The sequence below is a fragment of the Plesiocystis pacifica SIR-1 genome (genome assembly GCF_000170895.1).
Classification (GTDB): Bacteria; Myxococcota_A; Polyangia; order Nannocystales; family Nannocystaceae; genus Plesiocystis; species Plesiocystis pacifica.
Genome location: NZ_ABCS01000035.1, coordinates 43,133 through 64,997, shown reverse-complemented (window position 1 = coordinate 64,997; position 21,865 = coordinate 43,133). Strand labels below are relative to the sequence as shown.

Annotated in this window: 20 protein-coding genes; 6 read left to right on the top strand and 14 right to left on the bottom strand. The window is 70.2% G+C overall.

Translation table 11 applies throughout. The features are described 5' to 3' along the window. Positions 1-24: 24 nt before the first annotated feature. Complete coding sequence (locus tag PPSIR1_RS19030) at positions 25-378, top strand: hypothetical protein (RefSeq protein WP_006972750.1); 354 nt, start codon at positions 25-27, stop codon at positions 376-378. A 350-nt stretch (positions 379-728) separates the two neighbouring features. On the opposite strand, the gene PPSIR1_RS19025 is transcribed toward PPSIR1_RS19030, so the two are convergent. Continuing rightward, complete coding sequence (locus tag PPSIR1_RS19025) at positions 729-1,115, bottom strand: HU family DNA-binding protein (protein WP_006972749.1); 387 nt, start codon at positions 1,113-1,115, stop codon at positions 729-731. A 53-nt stretch (positions 1,116-1,168) separates the two neighbouring features. Further along, positions 1,169-3,166, bottom strand: coding sequence for a PEP-utilizing enzyme (locus PPSIR1_RS19020; protein ID WP_006972748.1), 1,998 nt, complete (start codon positions 3,164-3,166; stop codon positions 1,169-1,171). A gap of 28 nt (positions 3,167-3,194) precedes the next feature. Here PPSIR1_RS19020 and PPSIR1_RS19015 point away from each other — a divergent pair, with 28 nt between their 5' ends. Beyond that, a complete protein-coding gene (locus PPSIR1_RS19015; RefSeq protein ID WP_157595710.1) occupies positions 3,195-3,662 on the top strand; it encodes a hypothetical protein in 468 nt (155 codons plus the stop codon). Positions 3,663-3,722: 60 nt separating this feature from the next. Here the strand turns inward: PPSIR1_RS19015 and PPSIR1_RS19010 are convergent, their stop codons facing one another. The 4 genes from PPSIR1_RS19010 to rsmH form a co-directional block, all read right to left on the bottom strand. After that, positions 3,723-4,118, bottom strand: a complete 396-nt coding sequence (locus PPSIR1_RS19010; protein ID WP_006972746.1) for a hypothetical protein — start codon at positions 4,116-4,118, stop codon at positions 3,723-3,725. A 473-nt stretch (positions 4,119-4,591) separates the two neighbouring features. After that, positions 4,592-6,895 (bottom strand): penicillin-binding protein, encoded by a 2,304-nt coding sequence (locus tag PPSIR1_RS50785; protein ID WP_006972745.1) that lies wholly within the window; start codon positions 6,893-6,895, stop codon positions 4,592-4,594. Beyond that, entirely contained in the window at positions 6,892-7,455 is a 564-nt protein-coding gene (locus tag PPSIR1_RS19000; RefSeq protein ID WP_006972744.1) for a hypothetical protein, read from the bottom strand. The genes PPSIR1_RS50785 and PPSIR1_RS19000 overlap by 4 nt, the downstream gene beginning before the upstream one ends. A 29-nt stretch (positions 7,456-7,484) precedes the next feature. Further along, the gene (gene rsmH / locus PPSIR1_RS18995; RefSeq protein WP_086001488.1) at positions 7,485-8,459 is read right to left on the bottom strand and encodes a 16S rRNA (cytosine(1402)-N(4))-methyltransferase RsmH; all 975 of its coding nucleotides are present in this window, start codon (positions 8,457-8,459) and stop codon (positions 7,485-7,487) included. A gap of 230 nt (positions 8,460-8,689) precedes the next feature. Between rsmH and PPSIR1_RS18990 the strand changes: the two genes are divergently transcribed. The 4 genes from PPSIR1_RS18990 (at position 8,690) to PPSIR1_RS18975 (ending at position 13,149) form a co-directional block, all read left to right on the top strand. After that, entirely contained in the window at positions 8,690-9,424 is a 735-nt protein-coding gene (locus tag PPSIR1_RS18990; protein WP_006972742.1) for a Fic family protein, read from the top strand. Between the two features lies 1 nt (position 9,425). Next, positions 9,426-10,028 carry a GTP cyclohydrolase II gene (ribA, locus tag PPSIR1_RS18985; protein ID WP_157595709.1) on the top strand — a complete coding sequence of 201 codons (603 nt, stop codon included), beginning with the start codon at positions 9,426-9,428 and terminating at the stop codon, positions 10,026-10,028. A gap of 101 nt (positions 10,029-10,129) precedes the next feature. Beyond that, entirely contained in the window at positions 10,130-12,709 is a 2,580-nt protein-coding gene (locus PPSIR1_RS18980; protein WP_045116303.1) for an alanine:cation symporter family protein, read from the top strand. Continuing rightward, the gene (locus PPSIR1_RS18975) at positions 12,706-13,149 is read left to right on the top strand and encodes a hypothetical protein (protein ID WP_006972739.1); all 444 of its coding nucleotides are present in this window, start codon (positions 12,706-12,708) and stop codon (positions 13,147-13,149) included. The genes PPSIR1_RS18980 and PPSIR1_RS18975 overlap by 4 nt, the downstream gene beginning before the upstream one ends. 389 nt (positions 13,150-13,538) lie before the next feature. Here PPSIR1_RS18975 and ychF read toward each other — a convergent pair whose 3' ends face one another. The 8 genes from ychF to PPSIR1_RS18930 form a co-directional block, all read right to left on the bottom strand. Continuing rightward, the gene (gene ychF, locus PPSIR1_RS18965) at positions 13,539-14,639 is read right to left on the bottom strand and encodes a redox-regulated ATPase YchF (protein WP_006972737.1); all 1,101 of its coding nucleotides are present in this window, start codon (positions 14,637-14,639) and stop codon (positions 13,539-13,541) included. 125 nt (positions 14,640-14,764) lie between these two features. Further along, positions 14,765-15,028 (bottom strand): phosphopantetheine-binding protein, encoded by a 264-nt coding sequence (locus PPSIR1_RS18960; RefSeq protein WP_006972736.1) that lies wholly within the window; start codon positions 15,026-15,028, stop codon positions 14,765-14,767. A gap of 114 nt (positions 15,029-15,142) precedes the next feature. Further along, the gene (locus PPSIR1_RS18955) at positions 15,143-16,855 is read right to left on the bottom strand and encodes an SDR family oxidoreductase (protein WP_006972735.1); all 1,713 of its coding nucleotides are present in this window, start codon (positions 16,853-16,855) and stop codon (positions 15,143-15,145) included. A gap of 25 nt (positions 16,856-16,880) precedes the next feature. After that, positions 16,881-17,696: a polyketide synthase gene (locus tag PPSIR1_RS18950; RefSeq protein WP_006972734.1), complete on the bottom strand. Its 816-nt coding sequence runs from the start codon at positions 17,694-17,696 to the stop codon at positions 16,881-16,883. Then, positions 17,693-18,493, bottom strand: coding sequence for an enoyl-CoA hydratase/isomerase family protein (locus PPSIR1_RS18945; protein WP_086001481.1), 801 nt, complete (start codon positions 18,491-18,493; stop codon positions 17,693-17,695). Before PPSIR1_RS18945 ends, PPSIR1_RS18950 begins: the two co-directional genes overlap by 4 nt. 3 nt (positions 18,494-18,496) lie before the next feature. Continuing rightward, positions 18,497-19,759: a hydroxymethylglutaryl-CoA synthase family protein gene (locus PPSIR1_RS18940; RefSeq protein WP_006972732.1), complete on the bottom strand. Its 1,263-nt coding sequence runs from the start codon at positions 19,757-19,759 to the stop codon at positions 18,497-18,499. A 23-nt stretch (positions 19,760-19,782) separates the two neighbouring features. After that, positions 19,783-20,538 (bottom strand): SDR family oxidoreductase, encoded by a 756-nt coding sequence (locus PPSIR1_RS18935; protein ID WP_006972731.1) that lies wholly within the window; start codon positions 20,536-20,538, stop codon positions 19,783-19,785. A 7-nt stretch (positions 20,539-20,545) separates the two neighbouring features. Further along, positions 20,546-21,847 carry a beta-ketoacyl-[acyl-carrier-protein] synthase family protein gene (locus PPSIR1_RS18930; protein ID WP_006972730.1) on the bottom strand — a complete coding sequence of 434 codons (1,302 nt, stop codon included), beginning with the start codon at positions 21,845-21,847 and terminating at the stop codon, positions 20,546-20,548. Positions 21,848-21,865 lie beyond the last annotated feature (18 nt).

Here is a 21,865-nt window from a genome sequence, read left to right as displayed (position 1 = left end):
CCCCCTTCCAGAGGAGCACCCACCATGTCCGACGCCCTGACCACCATCGACCAAGCCATGGCAGCCCTCGGCGCCGCCGAGTCCGAGCTCGAGACGGCCCTGGCTTCTCTCAACCCCGTCACCCACCGCGGACAGATCGCCCAGATCAACTCGCAGCTCAGCAGCATGCGCGACGACGTCCGCGACGTCGAGCGCAAGCGCGGCCGCGTCACGGCCGAGAGCGCGGTCGCAACGCTCGACCCCGCCGACATCCAGGCCCTCGCCGAGGCCAGCGCGACCTTGGCCGGCTTGGCCGGCAAAGGCGAGAAGGTCGACCGCCTGCTCGGGGCCGTGGGCGGGGCCCTGAGCGCGGCCAAGTCAGCCCTCGCGGCGGTCTAGACTCGATGGAGGCCTTTCGCAGGCCCTCCCCGTGCCGGCAAAGCCGTCTCGAGTCCCTCTCCCCAAGCCCTCCTGCCCCCTGGACTCATCGAAGTAACCCCTGAGCCAGGAGACCAGCCGTTCGCGGCGGCGAAGACCGGCAGTAGCGCAGGCTCGCACACGAGCGCTTCCCCATCCCCGCCAGACAGCACCCCCCTCGGGGGGTGACCACATGCCCCCTCGCAGGCACGAACGAGTTTGAGGACGAGCCCAAGCGGAGGAGCGGACAGCGACGAAGCGTCCCCGGTCCTAGCCGACTGCGGGGGCAAAACACAAAGCGTCCCCGGCCCCAGCCGACTGCGGGGGCAAAGTTAAATCACGTCTTCGGACAGGTTCTCGTCGCGGCGGCGCGTGAACGAGGGCTTGGGCGGCGAGGGCTCCGTCGGCCGCGGGGAGGGCTCGACCTTCTCGCTCGGAGTCCAGCGCCCGTTGACCCGCTCGCGCAGCTCCTTGCCCACCTTGAAAAAGGGCAAGCGCTTGGGCGCGACGTGGACGACGTCGCCGGTCCTCGGGTTGCGCCCCTCGTAGGCCTTGTACTGGCGCACGGTAAAGCTGCCGAAGCCACGGATCTCGATGCCGTCGCCGGCCACCAGGGCGTGCGTCATGGACTCGAAGATCGTGTTGACCACCATCTCGGCCCGACCCTTGGTCAGCCCCGACTCCTGCGCAACGCGCTCGATCAACTCGGACTTGGTCACGACGGCACTCCCGCGTGCATCGTGCTCATGGTAGAAGCAAAAAGTCAGCGATATCAAGAGCTTTTGCCCGCGAGCGGGATCAGCCTGCGCGCGCGCGTGTCGACCCGGACGGCCTGGCCTTCGGTCAAGCGCGTGCACCCCCGGCAGCCGATCAGCGCAGACAAGCCCAGCTCCCGGGCCATCAGCGCGCCGTGAGCCAACGCCCCGCCGTACTCGGTGCACACCGCCCGCACGCCGAGGCGGTGCAGGGCGACGGCGGCCTGGGCCGTGAGCGCGGGGATGCACAGCACGGTGTTCGAGGCCGGCGGGTCGCTGAGCAGGTCGCGGAGGTCTCGGCGCTGGACGACGGCGCCGGTGAAGGACTCGCCGATCGCCAGGCCGCGCAGCTGCCCGCCGAGGGAGTGGGGCACGGGCAGGCCGTCGACGATGCGCGCCGGGGGCTCGAGCTCGGCGTGGGCGGTCCATCGCCGCGCGCGCGCGTCGAGCAGTTCGTCGAAGCTCCGCGCGTCACCGAGGCCGGCGCGGTCCGTGTCGAGGGTGACGAGCTCGTCGCCGGTCAGCAGGAACACGCGCTCGGGCTGAACGAAGCGCAGGCGATCGGCGGCGTAGAGCCACAGCCGACGCAGCGGCGCGAGGCCGAGGGCGAACAGGTGATCGTCCCACTCGCCGAGCAAGCGCGCGACGGCGACCTCGTCCTCGTCCCCGTCGAGGGCCGGGCCCGCCGCGGCCGCCTCTTTCTCGACCTCGGGACCCGTGAACAGCTCGGCGAGGCTCGGGCTGGCGACGTCCCAGGTCGCCGGGAGGACGTCGAGGAAGTTGTTGCGATCGCGCAGGGTCAGGGGGTCCGTCGACGCGCCGCTGTGTTCGAGCGCGGCCGGGCCGAGGGCCGCGAGGGCGGCTCGCCGGGCGGGCACGAGGTGCTCGACGTAGCTGTCGATCATGGTCAAGAACAGCGCCCACGCGGCGTCGAGGGCCTCGCCCAGGGGCGGCCGGTGGCCGAGCTGATCGTCGAAGGCCTCGAGCTGCGCCCGGGCCTTGGGCAGGGCCTGCTCCGACAGCCACGCGAGCGCTTCTCGGGCGGCCATGGCCGTGTCCGAGGCGAAGGGATCCTTGCCGAGCTCCCGGGGCAGGGCGCGGACGTAGAGCCAGCCCGCGAGGATCGCCGGGTCGCCGGACTTGCCAGGCCGATCGCGGCGCAGCTGCTCCATCACCCAGGCGTGGGCGGGCGAGAGCGGCGTGGGGTTGTGCTCACCGTCGAGGATCAGCCGGCCGTCGAGGGGCTCTCGCGAACCCTCGGCCTCGAGCGCGGCCAAGAACGCGGGCCAGCCGGGGTGCAAGGGCGCGGTCAAGGGTCGGGCCTGGACGATCCACGGGTTGCCGGCGGGATCGACCACGATCTCGAGGTCGACCCCGTGGGGCCCGGCCTCGCTCCCGGCGACGGAGTCGGCGAGGGCCTCGACGAGCTCGCGGCTGTCGTCGGACCACTCGTCGAGGGCCCCGGACCAGCTCGGCGAGCGGCCCTCGGCGAGCGGCTCGGGTCCGGCCTCGGGGCCGTGGACCTCGACGTAGAAGCGACCGGACAGGCCGTCGCGGACCACGACCAGGAGCGCCCGGCGGGGGACCTCGCGCTGGAGCAAGATCAGGGTCTGCTCGCCGAGCAGATCGCCCATGCCCGACATGCGCCCGTGGGCCTCGATCATCGAGAGCGCGGCGTGGAGCTCGGGCAGGCTGCCGATCCCGGCGATCGACATGCCCAGGCCCGCGCCGCTGGCCGTGCCCTGGTCCTCCCGCGAGCCTGCGCTGCGCGCGATGAGCTGGGTGCCCAGGCGCTCGTCCTCGGCCTGGCCGGCGAACACCGCCTCGACCCAACTGCGCGCGCCGTCCTCGACGGCGTCGGCCGTGGGCGCGAACAGCTGCCGGGCTCGGGCCAGGTCCAGGACCACGCCCGGAGGCACCGGGAGCCCGCGCGCGGCCAGCTCGTGCTGGCGCGCGACCTTGGGGAAGCGGTGCAGGTCCTCCCGGTCTGGGGCCTCGCCGATCTGGAAGCTCACGGCGGGAGTGTACCGCTACACTCCCGCCGTGGACGTCCACCTGCCCTGCCCGCCCCTGCGCGAGTGGCTGCCCGCTCGCCTCGAGGGTCAGCAGGTCGGCGCGTGGGTCCACGGTCGCCGCGTGCCGAGGACCCTACGACGCACCCTGACCCAGTGGCCGCGGCTCACGAGCGAGGCGTCCGCATCCGGCGAGCGAGCCTCCGCCGTCGAGCTCGCCCAGCTCGACGCGCTGATCTTCGGCGTCCGGCTCGAGCGCGCCGACCCGCCGAGCGCCTGCGTCGAGCTGCTGCGCCCCGGCGCGCTGATCATCGAGCTCGCCCAGCCCCGGGCCCGGCCCCTGCGTCACCTCCTGGGCGCGCAGCTGCGGCCGTCCAAGGTGGCGCAGCTGAGCCAGGCGCGGGCGCTGCACTGGCTCGAGCGGGGGTGCTACGCCCTCGAGCAGTGGCAGAGCGTCGACCCCCAGGGCGTGCTCGTGACCCTCGCGCGGGTGCGCTGACCGGCGACCGACTCGCCAGGCGGACGAGCTGGACCCTCGGCCTTCCGACCGGTCGCCGCGCTAGCGAATCCGACGGGTCTGCTTGGCGTGCTGGTAGTCGGCCTCGAGGGCGCGCAGGCCCATGGCGTAGATCGCCCAGAACACCACGCCGACGACGACCCCCGTGGCGATCGCCGCGAACACTGGCGCCTCGACCCGGACCTCGCGCAGCTCCCCCGCGGCCCGGCCGAGGGCGACGAAGAAGAACATCAGCGCGATGCTGGTGAACACCGCCTGGGCCAGGCGCCAGCCGGACAGGCGCGGCTGCTTGCCCAGGCCCGAGCGGTCGGACTCGATCCACTGCAAGAGCACGCGGATCCACCCGCCGATCGCCGGCATGAGCAGCCCGCCGACGAGGCCGGCGAGGCCCGAGACGGCGAGCTCGAGCTCGTCGGGTCCGATGAGGGTCTCGCCCACGGCGAGAGTGTGCAGCAATCTATGCCGCGGGCCAACTCCCGGTGTTGGAGCTCGCTCGCGACGGGGGGCGTCTCGCTGAGCGCGACCCCAAAGCGACCCAGGCGCGGGATCGGCATGTCCGGCAGCTCCACCGCGTACTCGCCGAGGTAGCGCGGCTCGACGACGCCCATCGTCTCCTCCACCCCGAGCCGGTAGGACACGGCGCCTGCGACATCCATCACCTCGCCCATATCCGCGACGTAGGCCTCCACGGCGGCGTGATCCTCGTCGGGTGCGCTCTCGGGCAAAAAGGCCGACTCGCCGCCTCTGCCGAGGGTGTCCTCGTCGCATCCGCTCGGCGCGACAGGCAAGACGAGCAAGACGAGCAGACAGCTACACGGGGCCGACCGATCGCGCACGGACAGCCCAGACATCGAATCTGGCGTGAAGTTCACGCAAGTCGATTTTGCAACTTCCGTGCCCCGGGCGCAGCCCTACTGCAGCGCCTCGAAGTGGACCTCGACCTCGACCCCGGGCTGCACCGGCCCCGGCGGCACGCTCTGGCCCACCGCCAGCCCCGTGCCCGTCGCGCGCAGGTGCACGTGGGCCTTCTCGGCCTCGGCCATGGCCTGGCTCAGGGTCAGGCCCGTGAAGTCCGGCAGCCCCGTGGTGAACTCGACCACGCGCTTGCCCGGCAAGGGCGGCTGCACGTCGGCGTCGGCGAGGAAGCCGTCGACGAGCTCCGGAGCGTCCTCGGCGATGGCGATGGTCTCGGGCACCGCCCCGCTCTCGTCGTCCCGGGGGACGCCGAGGTAGGCGAGGGCCCGGCCGCCCAGGCGCGAGAAGGTGGGCGCCGCGACCTGGTTGCCGTAGTGCCCGCCCTCGGGGTTGTCGACGGACACGAGGATCACCAGCTTGGGGTCGTCCGCCGGCACGGCGCCGACGAAGCTCGCGTAGTACTGGTCCTCGAAGTAGCCGCCCTCGGGGTTGGCCTTTTGGGCCGTGGAGGTCTTGCCCGCGACCTCGTAGCCGTCGATGCGCGCCTTCTTGCCGGTGCCGTCGCGGGTGTGGACCACGGCGGTGAGCATCTCGAGCACGGTGTCGGCCGTGGCCCGCCGGACGATGCGCTCGCCCTCGGGCCCGTCGGCGCTGCGCTCCCAGATGGTCTGGCCGTCGGCGTCGATGACCTGGGAGACGATCGCCGGCGTGTTGTAGATGCCCCCGTTGGCCAGGGCCGAGAACGCGGCCGCGACCTGCAGGGGGCTGGCGCTCATGCCCTGGCCAAAGCTGACGTTGGCGGCCTGGATGTCGGACCACTTGTGCCAGTCGGCGACCAGGCCCTTGCTGACCGCGGGCAGCTGGACCTCGGGGCGCTCGCCAAAGTGGAAGCGGCGGATCCACCGGTACAGCGACTCCTTGCCCAGGGTCTCGTAGATCTTGGTGGTGCAGATGTTCGACGAGACCGCGAGGATCTCGGTCACGTCGAGCCAGCCCTTGCGCTTGGTGTCGCGGATGGCGTGGCGGGGCGTGTACTGCCAGCGCCCTTCTTCGCAAAAGAAGGTCTGGTCCGGGCGGATCGTGCCCTGCTCGAGGGCCGCGGCGACGGTGATCGCCTTGAGGGTCGAGCCGGGCTCGTAGGCGCGCTGGACCGCGAGGTTGACAGTCTGCGAGGCGCTGGCGACCGGGTGGTTGGGGTCGAAGGTCGGCCGATTGACCATCGCCAGGATGTCGCCGGTCTCGGGGTCGAGGACGAGCACGCTGGCGCCGACGGGGTGCCAGTTGCGGACCAGCTCGTCGATCTCCTCTTCGGCCATCGCCTGAATCGCCGAGTCGACGGTCAGGACCACGGTCCGTCCCCGAGACACGCCGTGGTCCGGGTGGCCGTCGACGAGCAGCTTGGTGCCCTTGCCGCCGAAGGCAGCGTAGTAGGCGGGGCTCGAGGCCGCGCGACCGGCCAGGTCCTCGTTCATGCCCAGCTCGACGCCGAGGTTGCCCTGGCCCTGGGCGTTGACCCGGCCGAGCACGTGGGCGGCGAGGGAGCCCCGGGGGTAGACGCGGTGGGGCTCTTGCTCGAGGCGGATGCCCGGGAGCTTGGCCTCGCGGATCGCCGCGACCATGTCGTCGTCGACGGGCAGGCGCAGCCGCCGGTAGGCCTTGTCGCGCTCGAGCTCGCCGATGATGTAGTCGGCCTTGTCCGGCCCGTACATCCCGAGCAAGAAGGCGAGCACCTCGTCCTCGCGGTCGTGGGCGCGGATCAGCCGGGGGTTGAGGACGATCCGATCGAGGCGATCGTTGACCGCCATGGAGATGTGGTTGCGATCGACGACGTTGCCGCGGCTGGCCTCGAGGGTATAGGTGCGCAGCTGCTGGCGGTTGCCCTGGGCGGCGTAGTCGGCGTGGCGGTGCACGCCGATGTCCCAGGCGCGGTAGCCCATGCCGAGCAGGCCGGTGATGACCAGGCCGCCGACGATCGCCGAGCGGCGCCGGACCGAGCGCAGGTCGCTGGCCATGGTCGGCAGCGAGGGCATGCTCGGGCGCCCCTCGGGCTTCTTGGCCCGGGCTCGGACGCCGCTCTTGGCCGCCGGGGGCTCGGCGACCTCGCAGGACGCGGGCGTGGGCTCGGGGCTGGCCTCGGCCGCGCCCTCGTCCTCATCCTTCGACCAGCGCCCGCTGGTGAACAAGCCCGCGCCGCCGAGCCAACCGCGACCGGGGGCGCGACCTTGGGCGATGAGGTCGACGTTCTTTCCGCGCGCACGCGCGAAGCGGCTGCGCAGGCTGGACTTGGGCGGCGCGCTCACGGCTGCTCCTCCTCGGACTTGGCCTCGAGCTCGATGCGTTGGATCCGCTCTGGCGGAGCCGGGACCATGCCCAGGCGCGTCCCCGCTTGCGAGGCGACCCGCGCGGGCCGGCGCAGGTAGGCCCGCTCCGTCTCCAGCCGCCGCTTGCGATCGAGCAGTTGCTGCTGCTCCTCGCTCAGCGCCGTGATCTCGTTGGCGACCTGCAGCACCTCGATGCGCGAGTTGACCCGGGCCAGGCCCACGCCGGTCAGCACGGCGAGGATCGTGAACAAGAGCAGCGGCGTCCCGTCGGCCCGGCGGCGCTCGAGGAAGCTCGGCCGCGGGCCCTCGACCGGGCGCGGATCGCCGGCCCGCGACCACCCGTGGGCGCGGCCGTCGGGCGCGGTCTCGGGCTGCTTGCGCGCCTGCAGCCGAGCGCGGCGCTGGGCCGCGAGGTCGGAGCCCCGCCGCGATCGCGGGAGGCTGACGACGCCGTTTTCAAAGCGCGGAGCCCCGTGGCCCGACGGCGTGGGGTCTGCGGAGGAGCGCGGAGCTTCGGAGGCGGAGGAGCGACGGAACATCGGTGGTGCTCGGCGATGGGAGAAGAGGGCTAGGCGGAGGGCTCCGGGGCCCAGCCGGGGTGCAGGCGCTCGATCGCCCGCAGCCGGGCCGAGCGCGATCGAGGGTTGCGCTCGCGCTCGGCCTCGTCGGCGACGACGCCCTTGCGCGAGATCTCGGCGGGCACGCCAAAGTGCGCCCGGAAGCCGCGGGCCTCGAGCTCGGCCGTGGTCAGGGGCAAGCTCGCGGGCAGCTTGGGGGCCCGGCACAGCTTGGCGAAGCGCTGCTTGACCGGACGATCTTCGAGGGAGTGGAAGCTGATCACGCCCATGCGCCCGCCGACGGCCAGGCGCGCGGGCCCGTCCTCGAGCAAGCGGTCGAGCTGGTCGAGCTCGCCGTTGACGAGGATGCGCAGGGCCTGGAAGGTCCGCGTCGCCGGGTGGATGCGCTTGCCCAGCGCCCGCCGCGACCGGGCGCTCATGGCCTGCTCGACGACCTCGGCGAGGACCTTGGTGGTCTGCGGTCGGGCGGCGAGGATCGCCGGCGCGATGCGGGCCGCCTCGGCCTCTTCGCCGTAGCGCCGCAGCACCCGGACGAGCTCATCGACGGTCATCGCCGCAAGCCGCGCGGCAGCGGTCTCGCCTCGCGTCGGATCCATCCGCATGTCCAGGGGCGCGTCGGCGCGGAAGGAAAAGCCCCGTTCGGCGGTGTCCAACTGGTGTGAGGACACTCCCAAGTCTGCGATGAGCGCGCTGACTGTCCCCACACCGAGCCGATCGAGCTCGGCCGCGAAGTCTGCGAAGGGCGCGTGACAGAAATCGACTGTGCACGCCGCGCCGTGAAGCCGACGCCGGGCGTGCTCCAGCGCCGCCGGGTCGCGGTCGACGAGGACTACCCGATTGGGGGTGCAACGCGCCAACAGGGCGGCCGTATGGCCCCCTGCGCCACAGGTCACGTCGACCAGGGCCCCCTCGGGCACCGAATCGATGGCGGGCACCAGCGCGGTGACCACGGCCTCGGCGAGCACGCTCTCGTGGAAGTCGACCACTCCTGTATGTCCTGCCAGTACCCCTCGGAGCGGTCAAAATTTGCGAGTTTGCAGCGGATGCGCGGGGGTCGTGGGGCCCACGCGGTTGACCATGCCCGGATCCACCGAGTAGCTTCCGCCCCCCGGAGGGTCGAAAGGGCTTGCTTTTCGATCGCCCCGGCAACCCACGAAGGAGCCCGATGCCGCCTCGAACGAGGAATTTTCGCCAGTTGCACGAGTCCTCCGAGCTACTGCTCGAAAAGCTCGGCATGCTCGGGCCGCAGCAGCGGGCCAACTTCGACGAGCTGTTCCTGATGTCGTGGATCTTCCACGACTTCGCCCTCGAAGGGACCGTGTTGACCGTCGCCGAGATCAAGGCCGCGATCGACCCGGAGATCATCTCCACGCCCAACCTGATCCCTTCGTACAACCACATCGCCTCGCTCTACGACGGCATCAACGCCATCTTGGGCTCCCGCGGCAAGCGGCTGACGCTGAACCTCGACTGGCTCAAGCGCCTCCACCACCTGCTGCTGCCCGCGGACAAGAAGGATCAGGTCCAGTACCGCAAGGACAACCCGATCCACCGGATGTACTTCCACGATCTGGCCCAGGCCGACAAGATCAGCTACCGCATGCGCAAGCTGACCGACTGGTTCCGGACCGAGGAGTGCAAGCGCGCCCACCCGATCGAGCTGGCCTGCGAAGTGCACCGCGAGGTGATCCGCATCCTCCCCTGGCCGGAGATCAGCGGTCGCGTGGCACGCTTGGCCATGAACCACATCCTCGTGAACGAGAGCTACTGGCCCGCGATCGTCCACCACGTCGATCGCCAGCGCTACTACGACACCTTGCAGCGCGACCAGGATGAGCTACTGGAACTCGTAGTTGAATCCATCCGCGAGGGAATGGTTGCAAGCAACAAGCTCTATCAAGGTATCGTCGATTCGAGCCGAGGATTCTGAAGTGCTATCCATCAACCCGATGGTGCGCGTCTACGCCCGGGCCAAGCTGCCCTCGCGCCACGGTGACCTGGAGATCGTCTCGTTCACTACGCGAGACGGCCAACGCATCGACGACATCGCCATCATCGCCGGGGACATCACCGGCAAGTCCGCGGTCCCGACCCGCGTGCACTCCGAGTGCCTGACCGGCGACGTGTTCGGCTCGCTGCGCTGCGACTGCCGCGACCAGCTCGAGCTGGCCATCGACCGCATCTGCTCCGAGGGCGTCGGGCTCATCGTCTACATGCGCCAGGAAGGCCGCGGCATCGGCATCGCCGAGAAGGTCCGGGCCTACGAGCTCCAAGACAGCGGCCTCGACACCCTCGAGGCCAACGTCCACCTCGGCTTCGACGGGGATCTGCGCAGCTACGAGGTCGCCGCCTCGATGATCCAGGCCCTCGAGGTCGACTCGGTCGTGCTGTTCACCAACAACCCCGAGAAGGTCGAGGGCCTCCAGGCCAACGGCGTCGAGGTCGAGCGGCGCGAGGCCATCATCAGCGAGTCGCGCGAAGAGAACGTGCACTACCTGATGACCAAAAAGGCCAAGATGGGTCACATCCTGTAGCTCCCCTGAGGCCCACAGCGTTCCGAGGCGCCGTTGGCGGGTGAGTTCCTGCCAACGGCGTTGTCTTCTGTTCTCCCACAAAGCTCGCTACCTTCGCCGGGATGATGGACATGAGCCCCATCGCCCAGGCGATCTTGGTCTACGCGGTCCTCGCCATCGGCGTGTTGATCACGGCGCTCACGGGCGCGGCGCAGCTGCGCGAGCTCCCTCGAGCCCTCGAGGGCAAGGCGAGCGACGCCCTGAGCCGGCGCGGCTTCCTGGCCGCGAGCGTCGGCATGGGCAGCGTCGGCGGGTCCATGCTCGCCCTCGAGCTCGGCGGACCCGGTGCCATCGCGTGGATGTGGGTCGCCTCCTTGCTCGGCATGGCGCTGATCTACGCCGAGGTCCGGCTCAGCGTCCGCCTCGAGCTCAAACGTCGCAAGCAGCGGCGAGACGACGACGCGCCGGTCCAGGCCGACGCGGCCGCCGTGCTCACCGAGTACCTGCCCGCGCCCCTCGGTCGGCCCCTCGCCGCGCTCTTTTGCCTCGCGCTGATGATCTTCGGCGTGTCCGCCGGGGCCGTGCTCCAGACCCAGCAAAGCGCGTTCATCCTCGAGGGCCTGATGGTCGACCCGAGCTGGGTCGTCATGAGCCTGGCCGGCGTCGCGGCGATCGGCATGGCCGTGCCGCGCCTGCGCACCCTCGTCGCCGCCATCGGCCCCGTGGCCGTGGCCCTCTACGTCGTCGCCCTGGTGCTGATCATCGCCCGCGCGCCCGGCAGCCCCGGGGAGGCCTTGGCCTCGATCCTCGGCGGGTTCACGGGCAGCGACGCGGCCCTCGGCGGCGCCGCCGGTGGCGGCGTGCTGATCGCCCTGCAGGCAGGCTTTTTGCGCGCGACCCTGGCCACCGAGGCCGGCCTCGGCAGCTCGGGCTTCACCCCCGAGGCCGACCGCGCCCGCGACCCCGAGCGCACCGCCGCCTCGGTCATGCTCGTGCCCCTGGTCAGCGGCGCGCTCGTGCCCACGATCACCGCCCTCGCCGTGCTGACCACCGCGCCCTCGGCCCTGCGCATCGACGAGCCCGGCGAGCGCCGCCCCGCCGCCGACGCCCGCGTGGCCTCGGAGGCCGAGCTCGAGGAGCTCGCCGAGCTGTTCGCCGACGGCGACGTGACCCAGCTCGACGAGGCCGACGCGCTCAAGGTCCAGGCCGCGTGGATCCCCCTCGAGCTGCCCCAGTCCCGGGGCACCGCCGGCAGCCTGCAGACCGGGCAGACCGTCATCCTGCCCACCGACGTCGCCATCGAGGCCGACGCCTCCGCCGACGCCGCGGGCCTGCGCCGCGACCACGTCTACCCCATGGTCATGCGCTCGAGCCCGCGCGGGACCAAGATGCCGGTCAAGGAGGGCATCAACAAGATCATCATCCGCTACGGGCCCGAGGCCGAGGGCATCACCGAGGTGGTGTTCCGCGACAAGGACCCCAAGCGGCGCAACCTCGCCGCCTACGACATCCGCGTCGCCGTGACCACCGAGGTCGCCGGCCCCGAGAACGCGCAGTGGATGAGCCTCACCCCCGTCGACGAGGACATCGACCTCTACCGCCTGTCCAAGGTCCGCGACGGGCCCTACGTGGTCTACGGCGACTTCACCTTCGGCGCCCGGATCGTCCGCATGTTCCACCAAAAGTGGGGCAACCACGACGCCGTGGTCGCGGCCGATCAAAACGAGTGGCGCCCCCTGAGCCTGCGCACCACGGTCGAGTCGCCCTCGTACCGCGGGCCCTACCTCGACGACGGCAGCGCCCGGCCGCCCGTGGCCATGGTCGCCCGCGAGGGCTTCGACGCGCCCATCGGCAGCCGCCTGCCGGTCGAGCTGCGCAGCCCCAGCCGCGGCCTCGACGTGGGCCAGCTGCTCGCCTCCGGCGAGTACATCACCCCGCCGTGGCGCTTTTTGATGGACACCACCCACGCGGTGCTGCGCCACAAGACCGACCCCGCCCAGGACATCCGCATCCCCGTCACGGTCGAGTTCCGCAACGGCTACCTGCACTTCCTCAGCGGCGACCCCAAGACCGCCGACTTCGCCAAGGCCGCCCGCTGGCGCGACTACACCGGCCCCTACCTCGACGCCCCCGCCTACGCCTTCGACGTCGAGGTCCACAGCGCCGTCCGGGTCCCCGCCTCCCAGGCCTACCTCGACCGCAAGGGCCTCGAGCGCCAGGGCCTGACCAGCCCCTACGCCGAGCGCCGGGCCCTCGTCGCCGTCCACCCCGAGCTCGAGGCCATGGGCTCGCGCCGGGAGCTCTACGACCCCCACCCCGCCGAGGTCGCCCCCTTCATGGACGGCCCCTACCTCAGCGCCTCGGGCCGGATCACCGTCGGCGCCAACCACCTCGCCGCCGCCGCTGCCCACGGCCTCGACCACGGCGGCGACATCCTGCTCGGCGTGTGCGTGCTGATCCTCGCCCTGACCACCATGGTCGCCTGGTCCAGCTACGGCGCCCGCGCGGCCGACTTCGTGTTCGGCCAGGGCGCGGGCATCGGCTACCGCGTCGTGTTCGTCATCGGCAGCATCCTCGCCGTGGGCGCCTCGGCCCAGAGCATCCTGCGCGTGGCCGACCACGCGATGATCGTCCTGGTCGTGCTCAACGGCGTGGCGCTGATTCTGGGGACGCTGCAAGTCCGCAAGGAGGGCCGAAAGTGACCCGTCGGCTGCTGCTGTGCGTGCTCGCCGGGGTCGCCCTGGGCTGCGCGCCCAAGGGCGACCGGCAGGGGCAGGCGCCGCACGAGGAGCCACCCACGGCCGACCGGAAGGGGCAGACGCCGCACGAGGGCCCGCCCTTCGAGCTCGCGGGGATGACCGGGGTGATCGAGGCCTCGGCCGTGTGTACGGAAGAAGCCTGCCCCGCCGGGGAGTGCTGCAACTCGTGCTCGCTGATGTTGCAGTTTCAGGCGGACGCGCCGGTGGACCCCGAGGGTGACGCGGTGGCGCCGGTGTTTGATTTGGTGAAGCATCACTGCCAGGCGGACGGCTGCGGGGAGATGATCCCGTGCTGGTTGCAGCCGGGGCCGTTTACGCTGCCGGAGGATGCTCGCTACGGCCGGAGTGAGCGGGAGATCTGGTTGAGGGCGCCGGCGCGCTGAGGAGCGGTTGCATGTGTTGCATGCGGCGGGGTTCTACGGGCACCTGCTGCATGCGGCGGGGTTCTCCAACCACTGCTGCATGCAGCCCGGGTTGGAGGACAGGCTGGTTTTCCCCATGAGGTGCTATCGGGAGGCCCTCGACAGCGTCCGCCCCGACGATGAATCGTGCTCGCTTCGCTGCGCGCGATTCATCCACCTCACGCTCGCTTCGCTCGCTGCGGCTCCGGTCACGGGGCGGCGAGGGGAAATGTTTTGGCGGGGGTGAGGCGCCGTGGTGGTGGCTCGACCCCTGCTGCAGGCGTTTTGGAGACAGGCAATAGGCCGCGGTGCACCGTCGGAGCCAACCGAGCCCGAGCACCGCAGGCCAACACCCACGACCCTCGCCAAGCTCAGACGTTAAAGCGGAAGTGCATCACGTCGCCGTCGCTGACGACGTACTCCTTGCCTTCGATCCGCAGCTTCCCGGCAGCCTTCGCCGCAGCCTCGCTACCCAGCTCGACGAGCAAGTCCCAGGCGATCACCTCGGCCTTGATGAACCCGCGCTCGAAGTCCGTGTGGATGACCCCCGCCGCCCCGGGAGCCTTCGTGCCCCGGCGGATCGTCCACGCCCGGCACTCCTTCTCGCCCGCGGTGAAGTAGGTGATCAGCTCGAGCAGCTCGTAGGCGGTGCGGATCAGCTTGTTCAAGCCCGCCTCCTCGAGGCCGACGTCGGCGAGGAACTCGGCGCGCTCGTCGGGGTCGAGGGCCGCGATCTCGGCCTCGATGTTGGCCGAGATGACCACGACCTGCGCGCCCTTGGGGCTCACGTAGTCGACGACGCGCTTGACCAGCGGGTCCTCGAGCCCGTCGCCGAGCTGGTCCTCGGAGACGTTGGCCACGTAGAACACGGGCTTGGCCGTGAGCAGGTCGAGGGCCTCGAGGATCTCGACCTCGGCGTCGGTGAACTCGAGCTCGCGGGCGGACTTGCCCTCGTTCATCGCCTCGATGATCCGGGGGCACAGCTCGAGGGCGAGCTTCTCGGTCTTGTCGCCGCTCTTGGCCTGCTTGCGCGCCCGCTCGAGCCGCTTCTCGAGGCTCTGGATGTCGCGCAGGATCAGCTCGGTGTCGATGGTCTCGATGTCGTCGAGGGGGTCGACCTTGTTGGCGACGTGCTGGATGTTGTCGTCGACGAAGCAGCGGACCACGTGGGCGATGGCGTCGACGCTGCGGATGTGGGCGAGGAACTGGTTGCCGAGGCCCTCGCCCTTGCTCGCGCCGGCGACCAGGCCCGCGATGTCGACGAACTCGACGGTGGTCTGGACCGTGCTCTTGGGCTCGATCACCCGGACGAGCTCGTCGAGGCGCTTGTCCGGCACGGGCACGATCCCGTGGTTGGGCTCGATGGTGCAGAAGGCGTAGTTGGCCGCCTCGGCCCCGGCGTTGGACAGGGCGTTGAAGAGGGTGGACTTGCCGACGTTGGGCAGACCGACGATTCCGACCGAGAGAGCCATGTCGGCGCTGCCTAACACGTTTCCCCGAGGCTCGAAACGCCGGAGCTCGAAACCCGACCTCGCCCGCGCCAAAAACAAAAGACGAGCCCGTGGGGCTCGCCTCTTGGATGGGTTGGGGGCTGGATTCAGCCGGCGGCGGCGTCGCGCTTCTCGACGCTGTCGAGCAGCAGATCGACGAGCTGGTTGATGTTCTCCAGCTTGTTCAGCTCGGAGCGCGGTACCTTGACCTTGAGCTCACGCATGCTGCAGGACACGACCTCGACGATATCGAGGCTGTTGGCCCCGAGATCCTTCATCGACTTCGCGGGGTCGATCTCGACGTCCTCCAGCTCTTCGATGGTGTCCTGAAGGTGACGAGTGACGACCTCGAGCACATCTTCGCGGGTCATTGGTTCTCCTGTTCTCGTTTCGTTTGCTGCCCCGGAAGTCCGTGGGCGGAAGGGGGTCCGTAGCGGGGAGTGCGCCTGGGTGGCGCGGGGGACATCCCGGAGGATGAGGTCGCTTCAGAGTCCGTAGCGTTCGCGCTCGGTGAAGAGACGGACCACGTTGTCGGAAAATCCGAAGCCCCTGTCCAGTAGCAGGACCTGACCTCGGACACCGTCCATGAGCCCGCTGCTCAATGCGAGGGCGGCCTCGGCGACCTCGGACGGCTGGATGAAGAAGCCCTCGCTGTACCATTTCTTGCAAAACGGGGCGAATTCCGGCCCAAAAGTGGCTTCGAGAGAGTCCGTCTCCACGGGATTTGCGCGGAGCACGTTGATGCGGATGTCCTCGTCGAGCAGATCACTCGTGAGGTAACGACAAAAAGTCTCCATGACCGCCTTCGAGGCCGCGACGAAATCGTACCCAGGAAGGAAGTACTCCGGGCCGCGCGAGGACATCCCCAGGACGTACCGGGGAAGCTTTCCAAAACTCGCCTTGGCGTGCTGGAGGTAGGCGACGAAGGGCCACGAGCTGTACTCGAGGGAGCGCTTGAGGCCCTTGAAGGTCAGGTCCGAGTGGTGCTGGCTGATGTGGGCGAAGGACACGTTGGCGATCAGCACCTCGAGGTTGCCGACCTCCTCCTTCACGCGCTTCATCAAGGCCTCGGTGTCCTCGTCGTTGCTGACGTCGGCCTCGAGGATGACCGGCGGCGGGGCGCCGACGGCCTCGAACTGCGCGCGGATCGGGCCCTCGTCGGCGCTGCCCCAGCGGTTCGTCAGGTAGGTCCGGGCCCCGCAGGCGCCGTAGGCCAGGCCGCAGGCCAGGCCGATGCCCTTGGTCCCGCCGGTGATGACCACGCCCTTGCCCTCGAAGCGCTCGCGCAGCATGGCGGTCAACGTGCCCGCGCCGGGGCCGTCCTTGGGCGCGAGGATGGTCGGGGTCTCGACGGGCGGGCGCTCGGCCTGGACCTCCTCGCCCTCTTGCCCGCCGAGCAGGCGCTGACCCATGGTCATGATGTTGTCCACGAAGGACGCCCCGCGGTCGAGCTGCAAGACCTGGCCGGAGAAGCTGTCGAACAGCCCCGAGCACATGCCCACCGTTGTCGCGGCGACCTCCTCGGGGGTCACGGCGAACTCGGCGAAGCGGGCCGCGATCGCGGTGTTGGCCTCGCCGAAGATCTGCGCGTAGCTGTCGGTGGGCACCTGCCGCGTGCGCAGGGCGTTGACCTTGCAGCCCTCGTCGCGCAGGTGCGTCGACATGTAGCGCACGAAGGTCTCGAGCACGGACTTGGCCACGGCGACGTAGTCGTACTGCGGGTAGTGCTGGTCCGGGCCGTCGGAGCTCATCGCCACGGCGTAGCTCGGGTAGCGCCCGAAGGTCTCGTGCATGCGCTTGAGGTACTCGACGAAGGGCCACGCGCTGTACTCGAGGCTCTTGGTCAGCGAGCGCTTTTGGTGGGCGTCGAGGCCCTGGCCGCGCACGACCACGGCGACGTTCGAGATGAACACGTCCACGCCCTCGACCCCCGCCTCCTTCATCTTGGCGAGCAGGGCCTGGGTCTCCTTGCGCTTGGACGCGTCGGCCTCGACGACCACGGGCGGGTGGCCGCCGACGTCGAGGAAGGCCTGGCGCAGCTCATCCTCGTCGGCGGAGCCCCAGCGGTGGGTCAGCCAGCAGCGCGCACCCATGCGGGCGAAGGCCAGGGCGCAGGCGCGGCCGATGCCCTTGGTGCCGCCTGTGATCAGCACCACCTTGTCGCGGTAGTCGTGGAGGGTCAGAGCGGTCTCGGTCATGTCGGAGTGGAGTCGCGGTCGCGGGTCAGCCCTCGCTGGAGTTGGCGAGGTCGTAGTTCTCCCGGATGCGCTGGCGCGTCTCGGGGTTTTGGAAGCAGACCTGGTGCATCGCCGCCTCGGCGGTCCGGGCCTGCTCGAAGGCGAGGCGCCGCGGCAGGGCCAGCTGGCGCTTGAGCAGCTCGATGGCGAAGCGCGGCTTGTCCGTGAGCCGGGTCGCGACCTTGCGCGCGCGGGCCAGCACCTTGGCCTTGGGCAGGACGTAGTTGACCTGCGCCCGGCCCTCGAAGTGGCTGCCCTTGAAGTACTGGCAGCCGAACATCATCTCGGCGGCGATGTACTCCCCGACGGCGAACTGGATCAGCTTGGTCGTGCCCATGCCCGGGGTGAAGCCCAGGTCCATGAAGTTGGTCCCGTAGCGGCTCTCCCTGGCCATCACGACCATGTCGCAGGCCAGGCCGAAGACCAGCCCGCCGCCCACGGCGTGGCCCTCCATGGCGGCGATGGTCGGCACGGGGATCTCGAGCAGGCTGCGGGTCAGCTCGAGGTCGTAGGGCGCGATCCGGCCGTCGGCGAGGTCCAAGAGCACGCTCCGATCGCCGCCGGCGCTGAACACCTCGGGCAGGCCGCGGACGATGCAGACCTTGGCGCGCGGGTCCTGGCCCACGGCCGCCATGGCCTCGACGAGCTCGGTGACGAAGTCCCGGCCGAAGGCGTTGCTGTTGGCCTCGTCGCGCATCCACAGCTCGGCGACGCCCTCGTCGCTCACGCTCAGCGCGACGCGCGGGGCCGGCTCGGCCTCAACCTCGGAGGTCTCTACATTTTTCTCGGCGGCGTCGGTCATCGCTTGTTGCCCCCGGGACGATAGCGCTCGAACCACGGCGGCACCTCCCCCGCCATGAAGCCCTTCACCGCGGCGATGGTCTCGAGGTCGAGGAGATCGGCCGCGGTGCGCTGCGCCCCCAGCTCGAGGCCCTCGACGCGGCTGGCCGTGGCGATCTCACTGGCGTAGCGTTTGAGTCGAGCGACGGCTCGGGGGCTCGCCCGCAACAGGCGCTTGAGGATCTTGCGCGTGGCTTGCTCGAGCTGGATCGGGCCCTCGACGAGCTCGTCGACCAGGCCCAGGTCGAGGGCCTGGCTGGCCTTGATGCCGCGGCTCGACAGCGCCATCCAGCGCGCCTTTTGCACGGGCATGCGCTCGTAGAGCAGCGGCAGCACCATGGCAGGGATCAGCCCAAACACGCACTCGGGCAGCGCGAAGCTCGAGCGCGCCGTGGCCAGCACGACGTCCGCGGCGGCGACCAGGCCCACGCCGCCGCCCATGGCCTGGCCGTCGACCTGGCAGACCACGACCTTGCTCGACGCGCGCAGGGCCTCCATGCAGCGGGCGTAGTCGAGCAGCTTCTCGGTCTGGTCCTCGCCCGCGTGGGCGACGAGGAACTCGAGGTCCATGCCCTTGCAAAACACGCCCGGGCTCGAGTCGATGACGATCACCCGGCAGCGCGCGGACTCTTCGGCCGCGGCCATCAGGCCCGAGAGCTCGGCGATGCCCTCCCCCGTCAGCGCGACCTCGCCGCGCTCCCCCGGGGACAGGTGCACCCGCCACACGGGGCCTTCTCGAGCTTCGCAGCGGACCCGCATCGCTCAGCTCAGCCGGTACTGGCGCTCCCAGCCGTCGACGCCGTCGAGGACGCAGCGGCCCTTGCCCTCGTAGGCGGCCTCCCACAGCCCGGCGGGGCTGCCCTTGTCCGTGGTGAAGTTGGCGTTGTCGACGGTCGTCGCCCGGGCCTTCTCGACGGCCTCGTACTCCGGGACCGTCAGCGCCCGGCGGGCGTCGAGCAGGCCGTCGAGGTCGGCCGCGTCGACGATCGCCTTGGCCTTGGGGCCCACGCGCACGGGGTAGAACTCCGAGCACGAGCCCGAGCCGTAGGAGAACACCGAGATGCGATCGCCGGCGCTCAGCTCGTCACCGGCGGCGCTGATCGTGCCCATCATGGCCAGGAAGGTCGCCGAGGTGTAGGTGCCCCCGAGCCGGCGGTTGTACTTGAGGCCCGGCTTGCTCTTGCGCTCGAAGTGCGGGCGGATCTGCTTGTTGGGCAGGCTCATCCACCGACGGACCACGGCGCGGTGGGCCCGGTAGGTCATGGCGCCGAAGGGCACGTGGTAGATGTGCCGCGCGAAGCTGTCGTAGTCGGGCTCGCCGGCGACCTCCATGAAGTGCTCGGCCGAGCCCTCCACGGCCTCCAGGTAGCCGAACAAGCTGGTGTCCGCGTGCCCGACCTCGTCGCGCGAGGTCGGCCGGTAGGTGTCGCTGATCTCGTTGGTCCAGTAGCCGTTCTTGTCGAGCTCGAACTCGAGGAAGTCGGGCTGGTCGGAGATCAGCATCGCCGTGGCCCCGGCCCCGAGCACGAACTCCCAGGGCTTGCCCAGGTGCATGCGGCTCTGGTCCGCGCACACCACCAGGGCCTTCTTGCCGCGGTTGAAGCCGCTGGCGACCCAGTGCGCGGCGGCCATCAGCCCGCCGGTGCCGCCGTAGCAGGCGTGCTTGGTCTCGAAGTTGCGGCAGTTGGCGCTCGCCCCCGACAGGCGCTGGACCCAGCTCGAGATCGGCTTGCCGAAGTCCACGCTCGACTCGGTCCCGACGACGATCATCTCGACCTGCTTGGGGTCGATCTCGCTGTCTCCGCTGTTGAGCAGGCCCAGCGCGGCGTTGACCGCCATCGTCACCGGGTCCTCCCAGACCGGGTTGAGCGAGCGGGACTCGACCCACAGCTCGTCCAGGGGGTGCGCCGGCGAGACCCCGCGGGCCTCGGCGAGGGCGACCATGTCCAGGCTCAGGGTGCAGGGGTAGGCGAAGATCTTCTCGATCCCCACCCGGTTCTGACGCATCTGGATGATCTCGGCCATGCGCTTCGCTCGGGTGCTCTCGGTCAGGTCGTCCAGCCCAGGCCGCCGGTCACGTCGATGACCTGGCCGTTGATGAACGAGTCGCGGGCGGCCAGGAACTCGACGGTCGCGGCGAGCTCGGAGACCTTGCCCATGCGTCCTTTGGGCATGGGGCAGTACTTCTTCCAGTAGTCCTTGTTGACCTGCGGCATGGTCTCGCGGGTCATGTCGGTGTCGAAGAAGCCCGGCACGATCACGTTGGCGGTGATGCCCCGCCGGCCGTACTCCTTGGCCAGGGTCTTGGTCAGGCCGTGGAGCCCGGCCTTGGCCGCGGCGTAGTTGGCCTGGCCGGAGCCGCCGTTGTGCTGGATGGAGGAGATGTTGATGATCCGCCCGAAGCGGTTGGCCATCAGCGCGGGCAGGAACTGCCGGCACACGTAGAAGGGCCCGTCGAGGTTGGTCGCCAGGACCTCGCGCCACTCCTCGTCGCTCATGGAGATCAGCAGGTTGTCGCGGTTGACCCCCGCGCAGTTGACGATGACCTCCATGGTCTCGAAGTCCTCGAGCACCGCGTCGGACACGGCCTCGACCTGGGCGACGTCCTTGACGTCGAGCTGGTAGGCCTTGACCTGGACCTCGTGGCCGGCCGCCTTGGCGGCCGCGAGCGCGGCGGCCTGGGACTTCTCGGCCGCGTCCTTGTTGGCCACGTAGGTGAACGCGACGTGGTGGCCGCGGGCGGCCGCGTACTCGACGATGCCCGCGCCGATGCCTCGGGACCCTCCGGTGACGAAGTAGAACATGGTGGCCTCAGAGCGAGTTGGGGTCGAAGCGCTTGAACAGCGCGCAGCAGTTGAGGCCGCCGAAGCCGAAGGAGTTCTTCAGCATGATGTCGATCTGGTGATCGACGGCCTCGTTGGCGCACACGTCGAGGTCGATGGCCGGGTCCTGGCTCTCGATGTTGATCGAGGGGTGGAGCTTGCCGCCTTGCATCTGCAGCAGCCCGGCGACGGTCTCGACCGCCGGCGCGGACCAGCAGGTGTGCCCGAGCATGGACTTGGGCGCGTTGATCTTGAGCTTGTAGGCGTGGTCGCCGAACACCTTCTTGAGCGCGTTGACCTCGCTCAGGTCGCCCAGCGGGGTCGAGGTCGCGTGCGCGCACACGAAGTCGACCTGCTCGGGCTTGATCTCGCAGCGCTTGAGCAGGCGCGCGACGGTCCGGGCCTGGCCCTCGGTGGACGGCGAGGGCAGGTGCGAGCCGTCCGAGGTCGAGGTGCAGCCGAGCACCTCGCCGTAGATCCGCGCGCCGCGGTCGAGGGCATGACCCAGCTCCTCGAGCACCAGGCAGGCCGCGCCGTGGCTGGGCACGAAGCCCTCGCGCCGCGAGTCGTAGGGGCGGCTGGCGAGCTCGGGGGTGTCGTTGAAGCTCTGGAAGGTGATGGCGCCCATGATCGCCATGGCGTGGGGGCCCATCTGCGAGAAGTCGAGGACCGCGCCCACGAGGGCCACGATGTCGTGGTCGTGGTGGCGGATCTCGTCGATGGCGCTGCGCAGGCCGATGTTGGCGCTCGCGCACGCGCCCCCGAGGGTGTAGGCGGCGCCTTGGTTGCCGAGCACCTCGCTCACGGTCCCGGCGTGGTCCGTGTCGAGCATGAGCAGCGCGGCCATCGAGTCGATGTAGTCCGGCTCGTCGAGGAAGGTCTCGTAGTTCGACGAGAAGTAGCGCTCGTTGAGGTTGTGGCCGCCGATCAGCGTGGCCCGGCGGGTCGGGTCGAGGGTCTCCTCCTTGCCGACCAGGCCCGCGTCGATCCACGCGTCGGCCGCGACGATGGCCGAGATCTTGGTCGAGAAGGGGGCCTTCTTGACCAGCTGGCGCAGGCGCTTGTGCATGCTCGGCTGGAGCACCTCCTTGAGGCCCTTGACCCGCGCCTTGGCGTCGTAGTTGCTCAGGTCACCGCCGACCTTGGAGTAGACCTCGGGGTTCTCCATGAAGGTCCACTTGGTGATCGCCGACTTGCCGGCGAGGAGGTTGGCGTAGAAGGCGTCGAGGGTGTCGCCGATGGGGGTGTTGATGCCCATCCCGGTGACGACGATGCGCTTTTCTCGATACAAGGCTGCGGCTCCAGAATT